We start from the raw sequence: 22,243 nt of genomic DNA, 5'->3' as shown, positions 1-22,243 counted from the left end.
ATAGAAGATATCTATAATAAATAATGAAAAGTGTTTTAATTCCTTCAATGGTCATTGACATTATAACTACAGGAGTATCAGGATTAGACGGGTATGTTTTTGAAAAAGTGGAAAACTGTCCCTTTTGTGGGGGGGCTGTAAAAGGACATGATATCAAAAAAAAGAAATTTGCAACGATTATTGAGGACAATAAAAGAAAAATTATAACAGTAAATGTAAAAAGAAGCAGATGCACCAGCTGCCAAAAGCTGGTTTACGCAGATTCACCATTTTATAAAAACATAAGAATGGGCTCACCATTAGTTGATTTCTGTCTTATAAATTTAAAAATTCACTCTGCCAATCACATCTCAAAAATTCTTAAAAAAATGAATATCCTTGTAAATCCTTCAACTATCAGGAGTCTCAAAGGCATAAATGCGGATCATATAGCGCATGTTGATTTTCAGGGTATCTTTTTCCCATTGTCGCTTCTAAACATTTCTGAAAAACTTCAGATCAGATAAATAAATTATTTATACTCTATTCACTGCATATAAATAAATTGTCAGAATATCAGGAGATATTTAATTTTGTCAAAACTTGAAGATTTTCTTGAACCATTAAATCAGGGCGTGTGGGAAGTAAGTGTCTCAAAGGATTCAGTAACTGAGCCTTTAGGAACGGATTGGAAAAAATCAGCCATTAATGTCCCGTCTCCCGGAACAGTTGCCAGTTTCAGAAAAGGACAATATCATGTCCATGAAACAAGAACAGAGTGGAAGGTTCATCTTGACAGGTATGATCCAAAAAAACATCCTGTGATGCACCTTTTGGATGATGCACCTCTTCTTCTGATGGTTGGCGACACATTTGTGACACTTATATCGGATATAAGAAGCAATAAGACAACTGATACAAAGGAAATTTTAAAACAGCAAAATAAGTCATGGCATCTTCAGGTTATCGCCGGAATATTCCTTGCACTTATAGGCTTTAACATTTCATCAGATCCAATGACGGCTTTCCTTGGAATCACCTATGTAATAATTCCGCTTTCAGTAACAGTGTTTGGACTGATTGTTACGGCAAACGGACTGTTATCTATGAAGAAGAAGAGTTTTTTAAAGGGAGATATTCCGGGAGGACTTTTAATAACAGGTTCAGGAATAATAATCTTTCATTTCCCGGCAGATTTTTGGGTAACAACATTTACAGTCATATTATCACTCTGGATGTTTTCAAGTGCAATACTTCTTTTAGGACGTGCAAGAAAGGGACGATCAGCAATTCCGGAAGGCTTTGTAAGCCGTGTATTAATTGGCATATTGTCAGTCATTCTTGTTCTTATGGCACTTTTTGCTCCGGATTCACTTGTCACAATTTTATCAATGATTCTTGGTTTTATCATAATTCTGATAGGGATTTTAATTATGGTAAATGGTCTTAGATTGCGAAATATAATGAAAATTCAGATTTCCGGGAGATAATACAATACCTTTTTTAAACACAAAAAAATCCGGATTGTAGTATCCCGAAATAATTTGACACCAGATTTATATATTTACATAATCATAATTCAAAAGACAATCATTTTGCTTTGATAATTACAATAGATAACTGTGCAGAATTCCAAATATCCTGTTCTACTTGTTCACGGCTGGAAAAGCAGTCCGAAAATATGGAATGAACTGATTTCCAAACTAGAGTCTGAAAAAATTCCATACTGGAATTTCAGCCATTTTCGAATGAAAGACTCAAAACCAGACGTAATCTCTGAACAGTTGAGGGATTTTATTAAAGAGAGGCAGATAGAGAATAATTTTTTTGGCTATTTTGACATAATATGTCATTCCCTCGGAACATGTATTGTACGGTATCTGCTTGAGGTATTGGACGGTGAATCAAAAGAGCTGAAAGTAAGACAGATAATTGCTCTTGGCCCTCCAAACAGAGGTTCTGCAATGGCTGAACTTTTCAATGATCCTTTACATGGAACAGAAATTATTAACAGATTATCAGGCCTTTTCGTTCCAAAAAATTATGATCCTGAAAAAGACAAACTTGTACAGGAAATACGTCCAGGAAGCGATACTTTAAAAGAGCTTGAACTGGCCGGAATAAGAACTGATATAAGTTACAGACTCATCCTTGCCATGAATAAAACAGACACGCCGGAATTTTTCCCCTGTTTTGAAGGAAAAACATGGGAAATAAAAGAAAATAATGAATGGACAAAGACCATAAAAGGGGATGGAATAATACCACATTCAGACTCATATCTTCCCGGTGCAGGATATGATGTATTTCCATCCGAAAACGAGACCTTATTTTTAGAAGATGCAGGCCGATACTGTCATATTTTCCTGCCGCAAAACCCTGAGATTATTAAAAGGATAATTCAGTATTTATCAGACCCTGAAACCAGACCTGCTAATTATTTTTACTAAATGATATTTTTTAATAAAAAAATAATTTTTTAAATTAAAAAATGAGATTTAACAAATATTAACGCATTTTTTTATGAACTTTTTCAAAAAATATATATTGTTTAAATACAGGAGATTTGTATGAATAATTCACTATTAAATACTTTTTACAAGAATAAATGGGTTATAGGTCCCATTGTTGCTTTTTTAGGAATAATTACAGGATTTATTTATGCCGGAAGTCCGATATTTGGCCATTTTGGTGTTGCAGGTTGTGTAATTGCTTCATTTATTATTGCATATATTGCATATTCAATGCCAAAAAAGGATATACTTTCATTATTAACACCATTATATGCAATAATTATCTTTAATCCCTGGAGCGAATTTTCTTCAGGATTAATTATGCAGGTCCTGTATGCCCTTACTTTATTAATAATAGCATTCAGGCTTGAAAAAAGATTTAATATTCAATAATTATATTTTTTTTACTTCAAATCTTTTTTGTCTTCAATGTTTTTTGTCTTTAACAACTTTCCATCTCATCAATGCACCATCATCAATTTTTTTGAGGCTTAATAGTTCCAGCTTTGGAAATTCATCCTCTTTTATAAAACCCTCTCCGTCTACGGGAGTTGGAGCATTTTCACCACCGATAATACAATTTCCAACACACGTGTATATTTCATCAACAAGTCCTGATTTGAAAAGTGACCAGATAAGTGTCCCCCCGCCTTCAACCATCAGGGTTTTGACACCGTATTCAGACAAGGCCTCCATCAGGGTTTCAAGATCGACTTTTTCTTCACCGCCGACAAAAATATCAGCATATTCATTTAAAGCCTCAATCTTCTCCTGAGGAGCCTTATCTGAAACTGCAATAATTCTTGGACCTTCACCTTTGTGCAGAATATCTGCATCAGGAGGTGTTTTCGCATTACTGTCTATTACAATCCTCAAAGGATTTTGATCAAGACCTTTATTTTTTCTTTTGGCTATATTATCAGGTGATTTAACAGTAAGTGAAGGATTATCGGCTAAAACAGTTCCAATCCCAACCATTATTGCATCAGCATCGGATTTTATCATATCAACTCTTGAAAAATCATCATTTCCTGATATTTTAATCTGTCTTCTTTCAATTGTAGAGAGTTTTCCATCAGCACTCATTGCAAGATTTACAAAAACAAAAGGACGCATATTCATCGAATAATAATTATGCCCAAACTTTATCAATCTTTCAGATTAAACTCCAAAAAAATAATTTGGTATAAAATTATGTGGTGATTTTCGTGATTACTGTTCATGAAAATTAAATACGGATTTTTATGCACCAGCCGTCAGGAAAATAGTCAGATTTAAAGTTTAAATATCTCAAAATTTTTAAAAAAGAATTTTTTTTAATTAATTCTATTTTTTGACTGATTTGTTTTATCCATTAATGACCATCTTTTCAAGTTCAAGAGGCATGATATGTTTTCCGTCTTTGAAAGCACGCATATTACCACCGGATATTTCATCTATAAGGACAATTTTGTCGCCTACTTTTCCAAATTCAAATTTGATGTCATAAAGTTCAATATTTTTCTTCTTAAGTTCATCTTTTATGACATTTGCAATTTTTTGAGTGAGAATTTTTACTTCCTCATATTCATCCGGAGTCATTACACCAAGAATTTCTAAAGCATCTTTTGTAACCGGAGGATCTTCTCTTTCATCATCTTTGAAGGTGGTTTCCACAAAAGCCGGAAGGGGAGCTGCTTCTTCAACATAATCTCCATAACGGCGAAGAAAACTTCCGACAGCCTTAAAGCGACATATAACTTCGAGACCTTTTCCAAATGTTTTTGCAGGCTTAACAGTCATTGTTACATTTTCCAGATCTGAATCTATGTAATGTGTTGGAATCCCTTTTTCATTCAGGATTTCAAAGAAATATTTTGTAAGACCTAATCCTGCAAGACCTGCACCGTCAATTTTCAGGCCGATAGTATTCATACCCGGGTCAAATACACCATCTGCACCTGTGCAGTCATCTTTGAATTTCAACAGGTAAGTTCCATCATTCAACTCATAGACATCCTTGGTTTTGCCTTTGTATACCAGTTTAAGGTTTTTTTCTGTTGCCATAATTCGCCTCATATTATGATTTATTATGATTTAACAGGACTAAATTAGTTATAATAAGAGATATTTTCTCTTATAATTTTGTTATCCTGAGTAAGACAGTTTATTTGCACAGATAAATTGTTCTTTTTTCTATAAAAAAACCTGACAGGACAGACATATATACCGGGATATAGGAAAATCAAAAATTTCTTCAAATATTCAATTTTTCAGTCTTTAATTTTTCAGTCTTTAATTTTTCAGTCTTAAGTGATGTTTTTTTAGATTTCAGAGCATAAAAGAGTATAAAAAAATAAAAATCCTGATACAGGATTTTATAGAATTTTACTCTGATTATCCTTTGCCACTCATAAAAAGACTTAATGAAAGGCCTGAAATAAGAGCAACCAGTGCATCGGTTGCAAAGTATGCTTTTGAGAACAAAACATCCGGTGATATTCCGCCCCAGAAATACCCCAGAATTAAAGAGAGAGAATATCCCAAAAAAAATGCAACAAGCAAATGTTTGATCCCCGTTTTGTAATTGTTGTATGTAAGTTTAATAAATATAAATGCGGCAAGCATGAAAATCAGGAAAAATGCAAAACCCGTATCCTCATTAACCGCGGCTATTGTGTTAGATGAGAATATACCAAATTCTGCAACGATTAAATATATAATAACCATTCCAATGGAATTGTCTTTTGCAAAGTTTGTTATTTGCTGTGGAATGTAGGGACTTTGAAAAGGAACCTGCTGTGCAGATGCAGTCACAGGTGGAATATTATTTTGTCCATAAGAAGTAGATGAAGGTTGTTGATTTAATTGGGCATCCATTTTTAACTTTCTTTTTTCAGTCGATCTCTTCTTTAGAGCTGAACCCATTTTTAGGAAGGCAACCAGTAGTGCAAACAGACCACATAAAAGTCCGGTAAATCCAAATACTACAATATCAGGAGTTAATCCATAGGTAAGTACCTTAAACACAAAATCCATTACAAAAATGTAGACAGCTAATGCGATAATTAAAAACAAAACAAGTTTCTTCAACAAATTTTTCAGCACTTTTGCAGATTTCACAAAGATGTATACCAGTGAATAGATAATTATCAAAGAGACCATTATTGCAAACATATCTCCGGATAATGCTTTTTCAGGCAGTTCCAGCAGATAGTTTAGCATCTGTCCGATTAAATCTCCCATTTCTCCTGTAATTCAAACCCCTTCCCATAGATATTATGATATTAAGATTTACAATATTAAGACATATAATAAATTAATTTATTCATATACATTTATTTTGTATAAGGTTTTGTTCTGATATAGTTAGTGTTCTTTTTGAAAAGTTTTTTAGAATCTGTTTTAGATTTTTTCTGATTTTTTTTTAAATTTTTTTAGATTTTTTTATTTTTCAGCGGCAATAATTATCAAAAAAAGTTTTAAAGACATTATCAGTCATAGTTGCATTTACAAAGTGAATATCCTCCAATATGCTAAAAAAGTTCAATAAAGAATTAATCTGTTTTCTTATCTTCGTCATCTGATTTTTCATCGCCTTTATCTATAATTTCCCACTCGCCCCTTTCTATTCTTCCTGCAATAACCAGTTTGTGTGCGAGTGTGCACCTTTTATCGTTTACTATTGTATCAAATTCAGCCTGTGTAAGCTTCATGAATCTTGGCATTACCATACTATCAAAAATCCTTTTTTAATCCTTCCTTCATTAATCCTTATATTAAAATATGCAGACACTTATCTATAGGTTTCCAAACACTGCACATTGTAAATTTTTATGCAGTTAAGATTACAATCAACTGCATTTATTAAAGAATAACATCTAAAACTGATTAGTATGAAGGTCTGTATTATGTGCGGCGGAGAAGGAACAAGACTTCGTCCGCTTACATTTGAACGTCCAAAACCCTGTATTCCAATAGTAAATATACCCTCAATACAGCATCTGGTCTCACATCTCTCAAATCTTGGATTTAATGATATAATTGTCACAATAGGATACAAAGGAGATGCTATCCAGAATGCTTTGGGAGACGGATCACTTTTTGGAGTAAATATTACATATGTCCATGAAGAAAAAAAGCTTGGAACCGCAGGGAGTGTAAAAAATGCTGAGGAATATCTTAAAGGATCACCATTTCTTGTTGTAGGCGGAGATCACGTAACTGACATAGATCTTCTTTCTTTTTACAGAGAGCACATAAAAGGCGAAAGCATCATATCAATTGGTCTGATTAGTATAGATGAGCCATGCGAATATGGTATTGCCGAAATTGATGTAAATTATCACATAAAAAGATTCAGGGAAAAACCATCTCCAGGTGAAATATTTTCAAATCTTGCAAGTACTGGAATTTATGTATGCAATCCCGAAATTTTTTCATATATACCAAAAGATCAAAAATTTGATTTTGCAAAGGATCTTTTCCCCCTTCTCATGCAAAAATGTGCAGTTATAAAAGGATGGCTTGCACGCGGAAACTGGTCTGATGTCGGAAGTCCCCAGTCTTTAAGAGAAGCAGAACACTGGAAACTTCAGGACATGAATTATACAAACATCAGAGGAAACATCACAGTTAAAGGAGCACATGTGTTAGGCCCTGTTCAGCTTGGCGATTCTATTGTTATTGGTGAAAATTCAAGAATAATCGGGCCGGTTTCAATTGGTTCAGGAACAAAAATAGGAGAAAATGTTTTAATAGGCCCTTACACAAGCATCGGTGAACACTGCAAAATCGGGCATGACTCTAAAATTTTCTCATCATCAATTTACAATCATGTCAATATTGGTGCACAAACAACTATCTCCGGAAGCATAATAGACAACGATGCAAAGACCGGAGTCTTATGTAGTATTGAAAACGATACAGTAATCGGACCAAGAAGTGAACTGAAAAACAGAACTGTTGTCCATTCTGGAACCAGAATCTGGCCAGAAGTAATCACAGAAGAAGGACAGATTGTAAAAGAGTATGTTTTAAATGATAAATTTGAGACAATGCATTCCGGATCATAAGTAAAAAAACAGATTTCTTTTTTAATTTCTGTTTTTATCTCTCTTTTTCATTTTTTTATTTCTCTTTTTATTTTAATTATCAATAATTCTCAGTTATGCCTTACAAGGCGGTGAGTTATCGCCATAAGTGGATGCCTTGCATAATCAAGAACTTTTACATCATCCAGAGTTTTGAGATTCATTTCGCGCGCTGTTTTTTCAAGACCAAGCTCAACATCCTCTGAAATATCTATTACATATGCATCAAGCTCTTTTATTCCCAGACGTTTTGCGGCAACTGCCCTGTGATGGCCATCGACAAGAATCAGTTTTCCTGGTCTTCTGACAACAATTATTGGTTCAGCAAGACCTTTTTTTATTTCATACATTCTTCCTTCCAGTTCATCCTCATATATTTTTGACTGGGTTGGAAGCAGATTATTTACAGATACTATCTCCCGGTTAAGCTTTGGATCAACATCGTGAAGCATCCTCAAAGTATCAATGAACTTAAAGACCTTTTCAGGTGAAACATGCTCTATCTGGGATCTGATGACATCTGCATTTGAAATAATACCCATTAGATCTCCTTCATCGTTAACAACCGGAAGTTTTTGAATCCCCGACCTGAATATAACACGGGCGGCATCATTTATACTCATATCAGCATCGGCTACAATAAGATGCCTTGACATTACTCTGTCAATCGGCGTCGTCGGATAAACAAAAAGAAGATCGCGTGCCGCAATATATCCTACAACCTTTCTGCCGTCAACTACAGGAAAACCATCGTGTTTAGTATGGCGAATCGCTTCAATTACATCTCTGGCATTTCCATTTACATCTATTGTTACTACATCTGAGGTCATGTAATTTTTGACCTTTTTCTTATCCATTAATCAGAAATTATTGCTGTTTAACAATATGAAAGGCTCGGTAGTGCTGTAATTTACAAATATATTTAAATCAGATTGCTATAAAAACGTCCATGAAATTATATTTCATGCTAACTGTTTCATGGATAGTGTACCAAAAGTTCTGTAAAATTGTAAAAAGCCCTTTATCCAACATGTAATTGTAAAAGGAGAACACAGGGTTATAATACCATTAGGCTTAGTACAATATTATCTTAACAACAATGATGAAGGGATAAAAATTTGCTCACATGCTACTTAATCTTGTGATTGCAAATTTCACTAATTTCTGCAATATGAAAATATGACCTAAATTATGCAATATGAGAAAATGATATAAAAAAATAAATTATTCTATTGAAATCTCACTTATTGATGAAGATTCAGATTTTTTCAGGTGAATTTCCAAAACACCGTTTTTAAAGCTTGCAGTAGAACCTGCTTCTACAACATCGGCAGGAAGCAAGACTGCTCTTTTCATGCTTCCATATGTTCTCTCACGCATGTAATAACCTGTTTCCTTGTTTTCTTCCTCGTTTTCTTTTTCCCGATCATATGATATTTCAAGTGTTCGTGGATTAATCAGCTTTACTTTAATATCTTCTTTTTCCGCGCCGGGAAGATCTGCTACAATAACTGCTTCATTTTCATGATCAAGAACATCTACGCGGCATTCACCTGTTATGGCAGGAAGCACACGCTGTGAAAATGCATTATTGTATCCACCTAATGTCTGTGCAAAACGTCCTTCCATCTCTGCCATCATATCATCTAATTCATTCCAGAGTGAACGAATTGGATATATGCCTCTTCTAATCATAAATTTTTCACCTACCTTTTTTTGTCACGCACAAATTGCAGTGCTAACTATTGGTAAACATTTATTGTATTTAAAAATTTTTGTGCTTGCATTGTCTGACTGCAGAAACCTTTGATAAAATAATGCACTTATTTATCTCTTATTAATAAGACAAATATAAGGATGAAAAAACAGGAGACAAAGAAAGATAAGGACAGGCAAAAAATGCTGTCAAAAATTTTTGTAGTGTTCATCCTGATATCCTGTGTTATCGGATTTTCACTTACAGCATCGTTCTTCAATATATTCAAAACAGCAGAACAGGGAAACTATGTCATAGTTGATTATACTTTAAATTTTGAAGAGGGTATCCCTATTATCTCATCTTCCCAGTCTGTTGTCCAGGATGCTTATCAAAACGGCTTTCCTACAGCCCTTTCAGGATCACTAGTTCTTCAGGCAGGTGTTCCCCAGAGCGAAAAAATAATTCCTGTTGAGGCTTATGTTTATCCTGACGGAATGACAGAATATGCACTTTTCGACATTGAACTTGACACAATAAGCAACAGTGTAATAGGAATGCATCAGGGAGATGTAAAAAAGATTAACTTTGATTTTGCTCAGGATTTAACTGATAATATGTCTTCGTTTGCATACAATGCAATAGGAGGAAATTTCAGCCAGGCACAAACAGGAATGCTTGTTCCTTTGGCATTTAACTATTATCCGGATGAAAATGGTGAAACATCAAATAACTCAGTAAAACTTGAAAGACCTTCAGTAATTATTGGAAAAACAGATGATGCACTTATCTTAAGATACGGATATGCAGTGGCAGACATTCAGTTAAGGGAAATTCAATAAAAACATCCATGAAATTATATTTCATGCAACAGTTTCATGTAAGTTAAGAAGTAACTTTCGTGAAAAATATATAAATGAGTATTTTTTTTTTGCATCTTTTAAATACACATTGTTTAAATTCTTTTAATTCTTTTTAGATTCTTAAGAAAAATTACCTGAAAAAATTAATTTCTAATTATATGATTTTTTAGTTATTGGTTTTTTTAGGATTTTACACCATATACACGTTTTATTTTACGTGCGTAAGCTTTCCATCCATCTTTTCTCATCATTGAACCATTCCTGAGTTTGATGTGGCTTACTTTATACCGGTACTTCCCACTCTGATAAATATCACCAATTATGATATCTTCATCACCCTCATATTCGAGATATAAAGGAATTGTTTTTCTTCCATCATGATATGAGACTTTTATGATAACCCTATCAATACTTCTTGTCCAGATTGTATCAATATCAGCAGCGTATGCGCTTCCAACCCTTTTGTCATCTATCTCTATAGAAGTTACCTCTACTCCGACTGCCTCGCCACCTGTTTCTGCAACAAGCATGTCCTCAATAGAGATCATCTCATCTTCGGCAAGCTCAATAATACCTTTTTTTGACTCTTTCTCAAAGCTGATTATTGTTTTAACCTCTATTTCACCAGGCTCTTTTAACTTTTCAACATGATGAATATTACCGCAATTTTTGCATTGAACCAGCAAATCACCTGATTCTTTCAAAATGTCATGTTCATATTCATCGTTACATAACGGACAAAAAAACTCAGCATACATTGGATATGTAATGGGTAATCTAATCAGATATTTGTTTGCCTGAAGGGAGATATTTCTCTCGAGTGTATCCAGTTATCCCCTATCCTATCTGGACAGGTTTATCTAAAACCTGGTCAAACTCTATGAAATTATCAAATATTTAGGCGAACCACTAAATGTTTAAGGGCAGATCAATCATAGATATTCAAAAAATGACACTCTTTTACTTAAAAATAGTATAATCCTACATAGCTAACGCTAGTGACATGGCATTTTTTCTGATGAAATTTACCTAATAATAACGCGAAAACCTGGATTTTTCCATGCCGGATTGTATCCTTGCAAGATCAAGTATCTGAAATGCAACGAAATTTAAAAGGACATTAAATTCCCTGTTATCCTCCTGATATCCTTTCACATCAAACTTAACCGTTTTTTTGATATGTGCATGTTTTCTTTCACAGTTGCTCCTGCTTTTTAATTTCTTATTAAATTCGGGATTATCCATATTTTTGTTTCTCAGGTATTTTCCTACGATTTTTTTATGACCATTTTCATATAGGAACCTGAGTTTGTCCTGCATCTTCGAATGGACATCTCCACCTTTCTTCCACATTTTATTGACTAATTCATCAATTTTTTTGGATGTTGCTTCTTCATGGTAAGTTGCATTCTCAGGAAGAGTGATTATTGGGTGGACACCTAAAATATACCATGCGTCTCCATGAGTGTCGAAGCTCTTATAGCCCGCATCAAGTGAAAATTTAGTTATATTAGGTTTTATTTCTTCAACAGATTTTAATAAGGAATAGCTATGCTTTTCGTCATGTTCTGTTGCATTCGAAAATTCCATGAATAAGACACTGTTTTCGTAATGGAATATGTGCGCCTTGTCCATGTAAATTTTATAATGCGGATTAAATTTTGAACATTTGCTGTATCTTGAAGCTTCCAGAGGAGTTGAATCAATGATTCCCTCACCGTTAGGAATCAGTCTCATTATCTTTTCAGCCAAAAATTTCATCAGTTTAATGACTCCATTCTTTCCAACTCGTGAACTTGCAAAATAGTGTAAGGTTGATTTTGAAGGGCGTAAATATGATTTTGTTTCAGGATCATAAGGTAATGAGAGCAATCTGCATTCTTCATCTGTTAAGGAAGTTACAACCTGCAGGTACGATTGCCTTCTGAATGATTTTACGGCGAGTAACTTTAGAAGTGCAACTACAGGAAAATGTTTTCTCCATTTATCCTGGGAATAACTGTCCCTTTCCAGATCAATTATTATCTCATTGAAGTTGAGTTCGCTAAGGAGTTTGCAGATTGACTCTGGCCTTATTATTCCATTTTCATAAAAATCAGGTTCAAATTGGGTTTCTTCACTGAATTCCATGAACCATCGCAGTTCAAATATATAAAGGCATGTATTAATTGCCCGAGTGTCATAAAAAATGGCAATAAGTTTTTAAGTAAAAAAGCTGTCTGGATGAGCTCCTCTCATTCAACAACAGGTCATATTCAATTAGAATATTAAACTGAAAAACCTGTCATAATCTGTATACACTCTGGCTGAAAGCTTTTAGAATTTTTTTAAACCATACTAAACAGTAAACTATAATCAGGTATATTATCCCAATATAAATCCGGTAAAAAGATGCATGACGATATTACAAGAGAAAAAGAAAAATTAAGTGAAATCATAAAAGCAGAAGAAATTATTGTCTGCTATGGTCACAAAAATATTCGTTCAGAACACAAATCTACATTTGAAATAACAAAAGAAGAATGTCTGACTCCGGCCGGAACATGCATAATCGGAATTAAGGCAGACAAAGGCGCAACTGATTTGAGTGATAATTTTAAAAGAATACTCTCTGACGACAGATCTGTTTTAAAAACAACACTAAAAATAAAAGATCAGTCATTTACCATAACTTCACATGGTTCCTCTGCCATGACACTTACGCACACTACTGATATGGTATGGAGAAAAAGCCGATTTGTGTGTTCAAGAACAACAGGCATTTACTCAGACACGGCCGCCGGAAACATCCCAAAAGAGATAATAAATCTTTTGCAGAAGGGTGAAAAAATGACAGTAATTATGCAGGCAATACTCAATCCGAAAGCTCACTCACCTTCATCTCCGCCTCTTCAAGAATTTTTTGGCAGTTTTGAAGAATAGTTATTCCCTTTTCATATAAAGAAAGGCTCTCGTCAAGACCTGCATCACCATTTTCAATCTTTGTTATAATCTCTTTTAACTCCTCAATTTGTTTTTCATAACTTTTTGCCATGGTAAACCTCCATAATATCGGCATCTGCATATCCGTCACTCATATGAAGTGTGACATTCTGTCCCTTTTTCAGTTCAGAAGCAGTTTTTATCAGACTATCTCCGGATTTTATCATACAAAAGCCCCTTTTAAGAGGCATTGTCGGATCTGAGAAATCAAGCTTTGAGCGAATTGCGTCAAGATTCATCTTCTCTTTTTCAAGACGCATGTATATTCCCTTTGAAAGACGAACTGACAAATTATCTAATCTTTCATACTGTGTGTTTACCAGTTTTTCAAACTTTCCCCGACTTATATGCAATCTTAAATTTTCAAGATTATGACTCTCACTATAAAGTCTGTTTTCAAGCGTCCCGGTTAGCATTTTTTTATAGACTCTTATCTCCCGATAAAGCTCATTTCTATCAGGTACAACAATTTCTGCCGCCGCAGAGGGAGTAGGCGCACGGACATCTGCAGCAAAATCACAAAGTGAATAGTCAATCTCATGCCCGACAGCACTTACAACCGGCGTTTTACATTCAGCAACAGCTGTTACAACATCAGGATGATTAAATGCAAAAAGATCTTCAAAACTACCGCCGCCTCTTCCAATTATAATAACATCAACTCTGCCATCAATCTTCTTTAGTGCCTGCGCTATCTGAAGATGTGCAGTTTCGCCCTGAACAGATGTTGGAGAAATTATTATTTCTACAGGATAACGCCTTTGAATCACATTTTCAATATCCTTTATAGCAGCACCTCCGGATGCGGTTACCACACCTATTTTTGCAGGATATTTGGGAAGAGGTTTTTTCCTTGACTCATCAAAATACCCTAAAAGAGATAATTCCTCTTTCCATCGGGCAACAAGAATATGTTTATCCCCTTCCCCGCAGGGGATAATATCTCTTACAATAAACTGGAATTTTCCATGTGGTTCATAAACCTCAACAGAGCCGTAAACTCTTACACTTGAACCATTTTTAGGGCTAAACTCAAGTTCTATTGCACAACTGCGCCACATTGCGCAGTTAATAAGATAAGTTTTTTTGTTTTTTAACTCTAAGAGCGAGAAATAAAGATGTCCGGATGTATGCCGGTGAAAATTAGTAACTTCCCCTTCTACCCATACACCTTTCAAGGAATAATCATCAAGAAGTCTGCTTATTGTTGACGATATTTCATATACTGTCAACACTGATTCCTTTTTTTCTTCACTGCCTGTTCCAAACCAGTCCATGCTGTTTTATCATAGTATCTTCTAAATGATATGAATTTTTAATGATAGAGGTATTTTCTGTCAATAAAATTTATAGAAAAATCTCTCCGGATAAACAGTAAAATCGTTTAAATTCTCAAAAACTTTAATACAGTAAATTAAAAAATAAACTAAAAAACATTATACTAAAAAATTCTACAAAAACATTATACTAAAAAACATGAAAAAAATATTTAACAAAAAAATTTATTAAACTATAACTCCGGAAGTCCTGACCTTTAAGACCTGTCAGAAAATATTGATGATAAAATTAAAAATAAAATAGGACGCAACATGAGTAAATCTGATTTTTCTAACACAGGATTTTCCAACACAGAAAATCCTGAATTTTTTGAGACATCATCTATAAACCAGTTGAAAGTGCCTTTAATTTCACTGATACTGTCCACATTTTATCCGGGAATGGGACAGATATATAATGGAGATTCTCTTAAAAAAGGCCTTTTACTCATTTTTGGATGTATGTTTGGCTCATTTTTATTTCTTATTCCCGGACTTATCATCTGGGTTTATGGAATGTATGATGCATATAATACAGCTGATAAAATGAACAAACGGGATATTGCATACAGAGAAGCTAAAACAAAAGATATCCTTTTACTAATTATAATACCACTGATAGTGATGGTTATACTGATGTTTGTTTCATTAATCTATGCCATTCATCTGCTTGGAAGCCTTGACAGTATATTCCCGGATTTAAATACACTGCTAAATCACGACATTGGTAAATTATCTGAAAATGCCAATTACAAAAAATATAACATTTAATAAAACTTCTCTTTACAAATACCAATTCAGATAAAAAAATGGGTTAAATTGATAAAAAAAGTTAAAAAAGGGTTTTAAAAATGCCTCATTATTCTGTATCAAGTATGTTTTTTCATGAATATAAAGTTGAAAAAATCTTTGACTGTGTTTCTAAAGCAGGCTGTACATCAATAGAATTCTGGCTTGAAACACCGGATTTCTGGCTGAATGGACTGCCTGAAAAAAAATTGAGAAATGTTTTAACCGGTCATAAGAATCTGATTCCATTTACAGTCCACTCACCTGTCCTGGATCTTAATCCATGTTCTGTCAACCCAGACATTGCTGAAGTCTCTATTCAGTCAGCCGAAAAAGCAATAGAGATGTCTGAAGCTATTGGCGCGCAGATTATAACAATCCATCCGGGGAGAAGAACAGCCAAAAGAAAACCTGGAGAAAGAGATTTTCAACGACTTGAAAATTATCTTAAAAGAATCAAAACAGCACAGGATAAAAAGAACATAATGGTTGCCATTGAGAACATGCAGCCAAAAATAAACTCACTTTTATCAACTCCAGAGTCACTCTCAAAACTGCTTGAGGAAAACAACTGGCTTTACTTCACGCTTGATATTGCACACGCACTTAAAGCATCCGAAAAAGACAGTTTCAGATACATCGATCTTTTATTTGACAGAATTATTAACGTTCATGTGAGTGGTGCAAATCAAAATAAAACTCATACACTACCGCATTCCGATGAAAATGTCAAAAAAATTTTAACATATCTTTCAGATTGTGGATACAACAGACATTTAACACTGGAACTTGAAGATCTTAATTTGGGGAGACGATATAACCATCTCGAAAAAACGGAGATTATTTCAAATGAAATAAATTTTATAAAAAATATGTTTGAAAAATAAAAATCTCTGGTATAATAGAAAATTATCATTAGAAAATAGATTAACGGGAGAATTTATATTATTTTACAGCAAAATAAAAAGGTGATATCGTATATATGAACAAAGGGAATAATTCAGCCGCTCAGGCGGCGTGGAAACAATGATTGAAAATAGCCTGGGATATTTTCTATTTCTTTTCTGCCTGATATTGTCCGGCTTTTTCTCAGGATCTGAGATCGCTCTTGTATCAATAAATCAGGCAAAAGTCAGGGCATTAGTAGAAGCAAATAAGAGAGGAGCAAAAGCTCTTTCAATATTAAAGCAAAATACAGATCATCTTCTAATAACAATACTTATTGGAAACAATGTCGTCAATGTTGCGGCAGCGGCGATTGCAACAGCTATAGCAATCGATCTGTTCGGAGACGTTGGAATAGGCATCGCAACAGGTGTTGTTACAATATTAATGCTTATTTTTGGAGAAATTGGTCCAAAAACGTATTCTGCAAGAAAACCTGAGGAAGTGGCACTTTTTGTATCACAGTTTATTCTCTTTTTTTCCTACATATTAACACCCATTCTCTGGATATATGACGGATTAAAGAAAATTTTTAAGATTGAAACTGATTTAACCCACCCTGTCGTTACTGAAGAAGAAATTAAACAGTGGATTGATGTTGGTGAGGAAAGCGGTACAATTGAAGAAGATGAACATGAGATGCTCTACCGCGTCTTCAGATTTACTGATACAATCGCGCGTGAGGCTATGACCCCGCGTGGCGATGTGAGAATGATAAATGACAAAAGTTCACTTGAAGATGCAATCGATATCTTCAATGACACAGGATTTACCAGAATCCCTGTCTATCACGATCAGATTGACAACATCACAGGTATCTTAAATGTCAAAGATGTCTTCTCCGCCACCTACAACAAAAAACAGGATGCATCAGTCAACAATCTCAAATACGAGCCAGTTTTTGTTCCGGAAAGCAAGAAAATTGATGAACTCCTAAATGAGCTTCAAAGAAAAAAAGTACATATCGCAATTGTTGTGGATGAATACGGAACTTATGCCGGAGTCATAACAATGGAAGATATCTTAGAAGAACTTGTCGGCGATATATTGGATGAATTTGATGTTGAAGAGCCTCAGATTCAGAGCATAGATACAGGAGTGTATCTGATTGACGGCGGAACATGGGTTACAAGAATAAATGAAGAGATTATGATTGATCTTCCACTTGATGAGTCGTATGAAACAATTGGAGGTCTTTTGATAGACAGGCTTGGTCACATTCCAAAACGCGGCGAGATTATTTACCTTGAAAACGGCATAAAAATGCAGGTTATGAAGATGAGAGGCAGAAAAATAATTGAGATCAGGCTTACAATGCCAGGCGCTGATAATGACATACAATAATTATTCATCTTTTTAAATTCAGATATTATTTACATGAAACGCATCGCAGTGCTTGCTTCAGGCAGAGGTTCTAATTTTCAGGCAATCCTTGACAGGATTAATGACGGATACATTAAAGCAGAGATAGTCTGCCTGATAACAGACAAGCCCGGTGCCTATTCTATAAAAAGAGCAGATAAAGCCGGAATAGCTGTAAGAATTCTTGATTTTGATTCATTTCAGTCAAGAGATGAATATAACGAAAATCTTCATGAAACAATGATGGAGATAAATCCGGATCTTTTTGTCCTTGCAGGATATATGCGTCTTTTGGATCCAAAAACAGCAAAAGAGTTTGCAGGAAAAATGATTAACATTCACCCTGCAATTTTGCCGGCATTTACAGGACTTCATGCACAAAAGCAGGCCATTGACTACGGTGTTAAAGTTGCAGGATGCACAGTTCATTTTGTCGATGAAGGAATGGATACAGGGCCGATTATTCTTCAGCATGTTGTTCCGGTATTTTTTGAAGACGATGAAGAATCGTTGACAAAAAGAATATTAAAAGAAGAACATATTGCACTTCCAAATGCACTCAGACTATTTTGTGAAGATAAAATAAAAATCTCAGGAAGAAAGGTAAAAATTCTTGATTAATCATATGGAGTAGCTATAATTAAAAAACAATCCGGAATATACCGCAAATTCATATTATTTTAGAGATTGATACCATTTGTATTATACCTATAAAGATCAAATATAACCGGACATCTGGAATGATTTTAATTTTTCATAAGCGGAGTTAAAAAAATATCATGGCAAAAAGGAATGACAAATCAAAACAAAAATCTTTAGCAAAAGAGAGAATTATTCGTCTTTTTGAAGTTGCCGATGATTTTTTTAAGAAATCTCCGCCACTGGCAAATAACTGCATACAGCATGCAAGAAAAATCTCAATGAAATACCGAATCAGAATTCCAAAACCATATAACAGAAAATTTTGCAGAAAGTGCTATAATCTTCTTGTACCAGGTGTTAATATGACTGCAAGAATTTATAGAGGCAAAATAATTATAACATGCAAAACCTGTGGTAATATTCGCAGGTATCCATTATCGGAGAAAAAATTAAATGAAAAATAAAGAGTCCAAAAAAGAGATGAACCAGCTAAAGGCAACTCTCTGGATCGGGAAAAAAGGATGCACTGAAAATACCATTGAAGAAATCCGCCGTCAGGTAAAAAGTAACAGAATAATAAAAATAAAATGGCTGAAAAACACGGATATCGATCCGGAAAGCATTGCAGAAAAAAGCGGAACTGATCTGATTCAGGTGCGTGGAAGGACAATGGTCCTTGAAAAAAAAAATTAAATGAAAAAATCTAAAATAAGAAAATATAGGCCCGGATTATAATATTTTAAGACAATTGCTATTTTTTTGGAATATATTTCCCAAGTAATTCTGATTTGAGCGAATAAAATTCTGAATTCTATCTCAAAAGGTATAAAAACATATCTTTACAATATATAGAGACTGCTAATTAAACGTAGGTATCATCCGTGGCATCTACCTAAAAAAACGCCGAAATCGTCAGGTTACGACGCTTAGCATAAATTAGAGAGTGGTTAGAAAATGACAACAGTATATGATATTCCACCGGATGTCTTAATCGCAAAAGTGGCTGGCGAGCTTAAACAGCTCGATTCGATAAAGGCACCGGTATGGGCAGAGTTTGCCAAAACAGGCGTTCACAAACAGATGCCGCCAAAAGAAGAAGACTGGTGGTATACAAGAGCCGCATCAGTAATGCGCCGTGTATACATTGACGGACCGGTCGGAGTTCAGAGACTCAGATCCTTTTATGGCGGAAAGAAAAACAGAGGCACAAAACCAAACCAGTTTAAGAGAGGTTCAGGTTCTGTAACACGCAAACTCCTTCAGCAGCTCGAATCTGCAGGGTATATCAAAAACACACCTGAAGGCCGTGTGATTTCTGCAGAAGGCAGAAAGTTCATGGACAGTGTTGCAAATAGTGCTAAAGCAGAAGTTGTCGAACAGATTCCCGGATTGAGCAAATACTAATATTTTGGTGATGATTAATGGGTGACGATGAACTTGCAGAAATTCGTAGAAAACGTATGGCAGAACTCCAGCGCCAACAGATGGATCAGGCTGGTATGGAAGAAGAGCTTCAAAGACAAAAACAGGCTGAAGCCCAAATACATCTTGTATTAATGCAGATTCTCGAACCGGAAGCACGTGAACGTTTAAACACCATTAAGCTGACCAAACCGGAATTTGCAAAAGCTGTTGAACAACAGCTTGTCATGCTTTCTCAAAGTGGACGGCTGAGAGGGCGAATAACTGATGACCAGTTAAAAGCACTTCTACAACAACTTGTACCGGAGAAAAAAGATTATAACATCACACGCAGGTAATGAAAGCCGGAGTACTCTTCAGCGGAGGCAAGGACAGTTCTCTTGCGGCATTTATGCTTTCAAGAGACTATGAAGTAGAACTCAACACCTTTGTCTTTGACAAAAATACACAGATTACAGGTGTTGAAAAAGCCTCGGAAGTTCTGGGTTTACCTCTGAAAAAAAGAGTCTTTGAAGAAGGACTGCTTAGTATTGTTATGGATATGATGGTTGAGAGCGGATATCCAAACGAAGCCATCAACTTTGTGCACAGATGCGCCATCAATGCTCTTTGTCAGGAGTATGATGTAATAGGGGACGGGACACGACTGAATGACCGTGTGCCCATGCTAAATTATGCTGAGGTTCAAAGCCTTGAAGGAAAGTATAATTGCGCCCTCGTGCGGCCTCTGCTCGGATTTGGAAGAAGAGAAGTCAACCGCCTTGTAGAAAAGCACTTCATCGTTTTATACGGTGAAACAGGCGAAATTACAAACGGGGACTATGAAAATGAAATCCGTGCGGCATTCAATGCCAAAGAAACAGATCCATATAAAATATTTCCAGGCCACCATGAGCAGTCTCTCGTTATCAAAAAAGCCTGCAAAAATCAAAGTGGTGATATTTAAATGAGCAAAGTAACAAAAGCAAGAAAAATTAGACTTGGCAAAGCATGCGAGCAAAACCGCCGTGTGCCAGCATGGGTTATGATTAAGACAAAGCGTAATGTTGTGACTCACCCTTGCAGACGCAACTGGAGACGCAGTAAATTAAAGGTGTGAGCAAAATGGCAGATGTATTAAAAGAACAAATTTACATTATCCCTCTTAGAGATGTAAAAAAGGCTCCACGCTGGAAGCGCAGTCCAAGAGCAATCAAAGAAATCCGTGATTTTCTTGCACAGCACATGAAAAGTGAAGACATAAAAATAGATGCAAGCATCAACGAGAAAATCTGGGAACGCGGAAGCGAAAAACCACCCAGAAAGATTCGCGTTCGTGCGATGAAATTTGAGGACGGTCAGGTTCAGGCTGAACTTGCCGAAGAGTAAAATGTTAGAAACGATCGACTTTGCCGGTGACGAAAATATAGGTGTGTACACACGTGTATTCGAGGACTTTGCGGTTGTACCGCTTAATGCTACGGAAGAATACGTGAGTGCTGTTGAGAAAAAATTTGGTATTGAGGTAATAAAAACCACAATACAGGGAAGTTCGATCATAGGCTCATTGCTTGTGGGCAACAGCAACGGACTTATTACAAGCGGTCTTGCAACACCGGAAGAATCTGCAGTCTTAAAAAATTGTTCAAATGTAATGTTTCTGAGCAGAACAATGAATGCTGCTGGAAACATTATCCTTGCAAATGATGAGATTGCACTGGTTCATCCAAATCTTCCGGACAGATATGCAGAAAAAATATCTGAATTTTTAGACGTTCCTGTAGTTATGATGACTATAGGAGGAATACCGACAGTTGGTATGGCTGCGGTTGCAACAAACACAGGTATTCTTGTAAGTCCGGGAATAACGGCTCAGGAAATAAAAGAAATTGAAGATATAACATCACTTCCGATAGGAACAGGCACTGTTAATATGGGAAGTAGTCTTGTTGGCACAGGACTTATTGCCAACAGTAAGTCATATCTTGCAGGAATCTCCACAAGCGGCTATGAACTTGGAAGAATTGAAGAAGTATTCGGATTTGAATAAGGAGTTATTATAAAATGGCAGACCAGAAATTTGAAGTGCAGGGCAACTTTAAAAGCGGCTTTGATTATCAGCCTTTCAAAAAAGAAGTATTTGCACCAAACGAAAAACAGGCTACCGAAAGAATCTATACAATTATCGGAAGCAAACACCGTTTAAAGAGAAATTATATTAAAATAGACGGTGTCAGACTTATAGATGGTGAGTAATTTGGAAAAAGTTGACCCTCGTGAAGTACAGATGCTTCAACAGTACCTAAACGAGTTTGGACAGGAGATAGAGGCATACTCAGCTCAGCTTCAGATGATTGAGCAGCGCAGACTTGAATCCCTGACTGCGGTTGACACAATTAGTACTATTAAAGAAAATCCTGAAAATACTGTTCTCCTACAACTGGGAGGCGGTGCATCTATTAAGGTAAAACCGGTTGAAAAGGATGTTATTCTCTTAAACATCGGATCAGATGTTGTAGTTGAAAAAAGCTGTGAAGATACGGCATCATACCTTGCCGACCGTGCCAAAGAGATGGAAGCACTTGAGAAAAAGATAACTGAGTCTATCTCACAAATGCAGAAACAGGCAAATGATATTGCTAAAAAGATTGAGTCTGCATACAAACAAATGCAGGAATAAAAA

Annotated in this window: 31 protein-coding genes; 21 read left to right on the top strand and 10 right to left on the bottom strand. The window is 35.3% G+C overall.

Translation table 11 applies throughout. From position 1 onward, the window contains the following. Positions 1 to 23 precede the first annotated feature (23 nt). The 4 genes from L1994_RS04170 to L1994_RS04155 all read left to right on the top strand — a co-directional run bounded on the left by L1994_RS04170 (position 24) and on the right by L1994_RS04155 (position 2,885). Positions 24 to 506 (top strand): hypothetical protein, encoded by a 483-nt coding sequence (locus L1994_RS04170; protein WP_278100430.1) that lies wholly within the window; start codon positions 24 to 26, stop codon positions 504 to 506. Positions 507 to 572: 66 nt separating this feature from the next. Beyond that, positions 573 to 1,469: a hypothetical protein gene (locus L1994_RS04165; RefSeq protein ID WP_278100429.1), complete on the top strand. Its 897-nt coding sequence runs from the start codon at positions 573 to 575 to the stop codon at positions 1,467 to 1,469. 132 nt (positions 1,470 to 1,601) lie between these two features. Next, positions 1,602 to 2,429, top strand: coding sequence for an esterase/lipase family protein (locus L1994_RS04160; protein WP_278100428.1), 828 nt, complete (start codon positions 1,602 to 1,604; stop codon positions 2,427 to 2,429). A gap of 120 nt (positions 2,430 to 2,549) precedes the next feature. After that, a complete protein-coding gene (locus L1994_RS04155) occupies positions 2,550 to 2,885 on the top strand; it encodes a hypothetical protein (protein ID WP_278100427.1) in 336 nt (111 codons plus the stop codon). A 33-nt stretch (positions 2,886 to 2,918) separates the two neighbouring features. On the opposite strand, the gene L1994_RS04150 is transcribed toward L1994_RS04155, so the two are convergent. The 4 genes from L1994_RS04150 to L1994_RS04135 all read right to left on the bottom strand — a co-directional run bounded on the left by L1994_RS04150 (position 2,919) and on the right by L1994_RS04135 (position 6,205). Further along, positions 2,919 to 3,608 carry a 2,5-diamino-6-(ribosylamino)-4(3H)-pyrimidinone 5'-phosphate reductase gene (locus L1994_RS04150; protein ID WP_278100426.1) on the bottom strand — a complete coding sequence of 230 codons (690 nt, stop codon included), beginning with the start codon at positions 3,606 to 3,608 and terminating at the stop codon, positions 2,919 to 2,921. Positions 3,609 to 3,839: 231 nt separating this feature from the next. Next, positions 3,840 to 4,538: a phosphoribosylaminoimidazolesuccinocarboxamide synthase gene (locus L1994_RS04145; RefSeq protein ID WP_278100425.1), complete on the bottom strand. Its 699-nt coding sequence runs from the start codon at positions 4,536 to 4,538 to the stop codon at positions 3,840 to 3,842. Between the two features lie 330 nt (positions 4,539 to 4,868). After that, on the bottom strand, positions 4,869 to 5,717 hold the full coding sequence (locus tag L1994_RS04140) for a hypothetical protein (RefSeq protein WP_278100424.1): 849 nt from the start codon (positions 5,715 to 5,717) through the stop codon (positions 4,869 to 4,871). Between the two features lie 311 nt (positions 5,718 to 6,028). Next, positions 6,029 to 6,205, bottom strand: coding sequence for a hypothetical protein (locus L1994_RS04135; RefSeq protein ID WP_278100423.1), 177 nt, complete (start codon positions 6,203 to 6,205; stop codon positions 6,029 to 6,031). A gap of 162 nt (positions 6,206 to 6,367) precedes the next feature. Here L1994_RS04135 and L1994_RS04130 point away from each other — a divergent pair, with 162 nt between their 5' ends. Continuing rightward, on the top strand, positions 6,368 to 7,546 hold the full coding sequence (locus tag L1994_RS04130; protein WP_278100422.1) for a nucleotidyltransferase family protein: 1,179 nt from the start codon (positions 6,368 to 6,370) through the stop codon (positions 7,544 to 7,546). An 89-nt stretch (positions 7,547 to 7,635) separates the two neighbouring features. On the opposite strand, the gene L1994_RS04125 is transcribed toward L1994_RS04130, so the two are convergent. Continuing rightward, positions 7,636 to 8,421: a CBS domain-containing ParB/RepB/Spo0J family partition protein gene (locus L1994_RS04125; RefSeq protein WP_278100421.1), complete on the bottom strand. Its 786-nt coding sequence runs from the start codon at positions 8,419 to 8,421 to the stop codon at positions 7,636 to 7,638. Positions 8,422 to 8,788: 367 nt separating this feature from the next. Beyond that, a complete protein-coding gene (locus L1994_RS04120; RefSeq protein ID WP_278100420.1) occupies positions 8,789 to 9,259 on the bottom strand; it encodes an Hsp20/alpha crystallin family protein in 471 nt (156 codons plus the stop codon). A gap of 162 nt (positions 9,260 to 9,421) precedes the next feature. Here L1994_RS04120 and L1994_RS04115 point away from each other — a divergent pair, with 162 nt between their 5' ends. Further along, positions 9,422 to 10,102, top strand: a complete 681-nt coding sequence (locus L1994_RS04115; RefSeq protein ID WP_278100419.1) for a hypothetical protein — start codon at positions 9,422 to 9,424, stop codon at positions 10,100 to 10,102. A 203-nt stretch (positions 10,103 to 10,305) separates the two neighbouring features. Here the strand turns inward: L1994_RS04115 and L1994_RS04110 are convergent, their stop codons facing one another. Continuing rightward, positions 10,306 to 10,881, bottom strand: a complete 576-nt coding sequence (locus L1994_RS04110) for an HVO_0476 family zinc finger protein (RefSeq protein ID WP_278100418.1) — start codon at positions 10,879 to 10,881, stop codon at positions 10,306 to 10,308. A 271-nt stretch (positions 10,882 to 11,152) separates the two neighbouring features. After that, a complete protein-coding gene (locus L1994_RS04105; protein WP_278100417.1) occupies positions 11,153 to 12,253 on the bottom strand; it encodes a transposase in 1,101 nt (366 codons plus the stop codon). Between the two features lie 261 nt (positions 12,254 to 12,514). Between L1994_RS04105 and L1994_RS04100 the strand changes: the two genes are divergently transcribed. After that, a complete protein-coding gene (locus L1994_RS04100) occupies positions 12,515 to 13,045 on the top strand; it encodes a DUF371 domain-containing protein (RefSeq protein ID WP_278100416.1) in 531 nt (176 codons plus the stop codon). Here L1994_RS04100 and xseB read toward each other — a convergent pair. Both xseB and xseA read right to left on the bottom strand, forming a co-directional pair. Beyond that, positions 12,978 to 13,157: an exodeoxyribonuclease VII small subunit gene (xseB, locus tag L1994_RS04095; RefSeq protein ID WP_278100415.1), complete on the bottom strand. Its 180-nt coding sequence runs from the start codon at positions 13,155 to 13,157 to the stop codon at positions 12,978 to 12,980. The two genes, L1994_RS04100 and xseB, sit on opposite strands and share 68 nt — an antisense overlap. Beyond that, positions 13,141 to 14,382 carry an exodeoxyribonuclease VII large subunit gene (gene xseA, locus L1994_RS04090; protein WP_278100414.1) on the bottom strand — a complete coding sequence of 414 codons (1,242 nt, stop codon included), beginning with the start codon at positions 14,380 to 14,382 and terminating at the stop codon, positions 13,141 to 13,143. Before xseA ends, xseB begins: the two co-directional genes overlap by 17 nt. A gap of 312 nt (positions 14,383 to 14,694) precedes the next feature. Between xseA and L1994_RS04085 the strand changes: the two genes are divergently transcribed. From L1994_RS04085 to pfdA, 14 genes are all read left to right on the top strand, one after another. Further along, positions 14,695 to 15,192, top strand: a complete 498-nt coding sequence (locus L1994_RS04085) for a zinc ribbon domain-containing protein (protein ID WP_278100413.1) — start codon at positions 14,695 to 14,697, stop codon at positions 15,190 to 15,192. A gap of 80 nt (positions 15,193 to 15,272) precedes the next feature. Continuing rightward, complete coding sequence (locus L1994_RS04080; protein WP_278100412.1) at positions 15,273 to 16,097, top strand: sugar phosphate isomerase/epimerase family protein; 825 nt, start codon at positions 15,273 to 15,275, stop codon at positions 16,095 to 16,097. 139 nt (positions 16,098 to 16,236) lie between these two features. Then, entirely contained in the window at positions 16,237 to 17,499 is a 1,263-nt protein-coding gene (locus tag L1994_RS04075; RefSeq protein ID WP_278100411.1) for a hemolysin family protein, read from the top strand. 33 nt (positions 17,500 to 17,532) lie between these two features. Further along, positions 17,533 to 18,138: a phosphoribosylglycinamide formyltransferase gene (purN, locus tag L1994_RS04070; RefSeq protein ID WP_278100410.1), complete on the top strand. Its 606-nt coding sequence runs from the start codon at positions 17,533 to 17,535 to the stop codon at positions 18,136 to 18,138. A 158-nt stretch (positions 18,139 to 18,296) separates the two neighbouring features. Next, entirely contained in the window at positions 18,297 to 18,623 is a 327-nt protein-coding gene (locus tag L1994_RS04065) for a ribonuclease P protein component 4 (protein WP_278100409.1), read from the top strand. Further along, a complete protein-coding gene (locus L1994_RS04060) occupies positions 18,613 to 18,852 on the top strand; it encodes a YhbY family RNA-binding protein (protein ID WP_278100408.1) in 240 nt (79 codons plus the stop codon). The genes L1994_RS04065 and L1994_RS04060 overlap by 11 nt, the downstream gene beginning before the upstream one ends. Positions 18,853 to 19,113: 261 nt before the next feature. Beyond that, on the top strand, positions 19,114 to 19,563 hold the full coding sequence (locus L1994_RS04055) for a 30S ribosomal protein S19e (protein ID WP_278100407.1): 450 nt from the start codon (positions 19,114 to 19,116) through the stop codon (positions 19,561 to 19,563). 17 nt (positions 19,564 to 19,580) lie between these two features. Next, complete coding sequence (locus tag L1994_RS04050) at positions 19,581 to 19,919, top strand: DNA-binding protein (RefSeq protein ID WP_278100406.1); 339 nt, start codon at positions 19,581 to 19,583, stop codon at positions 19,917 to 19,919. Next, positions 19,919 to 20,527: a DUF7411 family protein gene (locus tag L1994_RS04045; protein ID WP_278100405.1), complete on the top strand. Its 609-nt coding sequence runs from the start codon at positions 19,919 to 19,921 to the stop codon at positions 20,525 to 20,527. Before L1994_RS04050 ends, L1994_RS04045 begins: the two co-directional genes overlap by 1 nt. Continuing rightward, a complete protein-coding gene (locus tag L1994_RS04040; RefSeq protein WP_278100404.1) occupies positions 20,528 to 20,680 on the top strand; it encodes a 50S ribosomal protein L39e in 153 nt (50 codons plus the stop codon). Positions 20,681 to 20,685: 5 nt separating this feature from the next. Next, on the top strand, positions 20,686 to 20,949 hold the full coding sequence (locus L1994_RS04035) for a 50S ribosomal protein L31e (RefSeq protein WP_278100403.1): 264 nt from the start codon (positions 20,686 to 20,688) through the stop codon (positions 20,947 to 20,949). Between the two features lies 1 nt (position 20,950). Next, positions 20,951 to 21,610, top strand: a complete 660-nt coding sequence (locus tag L1994_RS04030) for a translation initiation factor IF-6 (protein ID WP_278100402.1) — start codon at positions 20,951 to 20,953, stop codon at positions 21,608 to 21,610. Between the two features lie 14 nt (positions 21,611 to 21,624). Continuing rightward, a complete protein-coding gene (rpl18a, locus tag L1994_RS04025; RefSeq protein ID WP_278100401.1) occupies positions 21,625 to 21,816 on the top strand; it encodes a 50S ribosomal protein L18Ae in 192 nt (63 codons plus the stop codon). Further along, complete coding sequence (gene pfdA, locus L1994_RS04020; protein WP_278100400.1) at positions 21,806 to 22,240, top strand: prefoldin subunit alpha; 435 nt, start codon at positions 21,806 to 21,808, stop codon at positions 22,238 to 22,240. The genes rpl18a and pfdA overlap by 11 nt, the downstream gene beginning before the upstream one ends. The last annotated feature ends 3 nt before the right edge of the window (positions 22,241 to 22,243 follow it).

The organism is Methanomicrobium antiquum (assembly GCF_029633915.1).
Classification (GTDB): domain Archaea; phylum Halobacteriota; class Methanomicrobia; order Methanomicrobiales; family Methanomicrobiaceae; genus Methanomicrobium; species Methanomicrobium antiquum.
The sequence above is the reverse complement of the archived record's forward strand: the minus strand, read 5'-3'. Positions and strand labels throughout refer to the sequence as shown.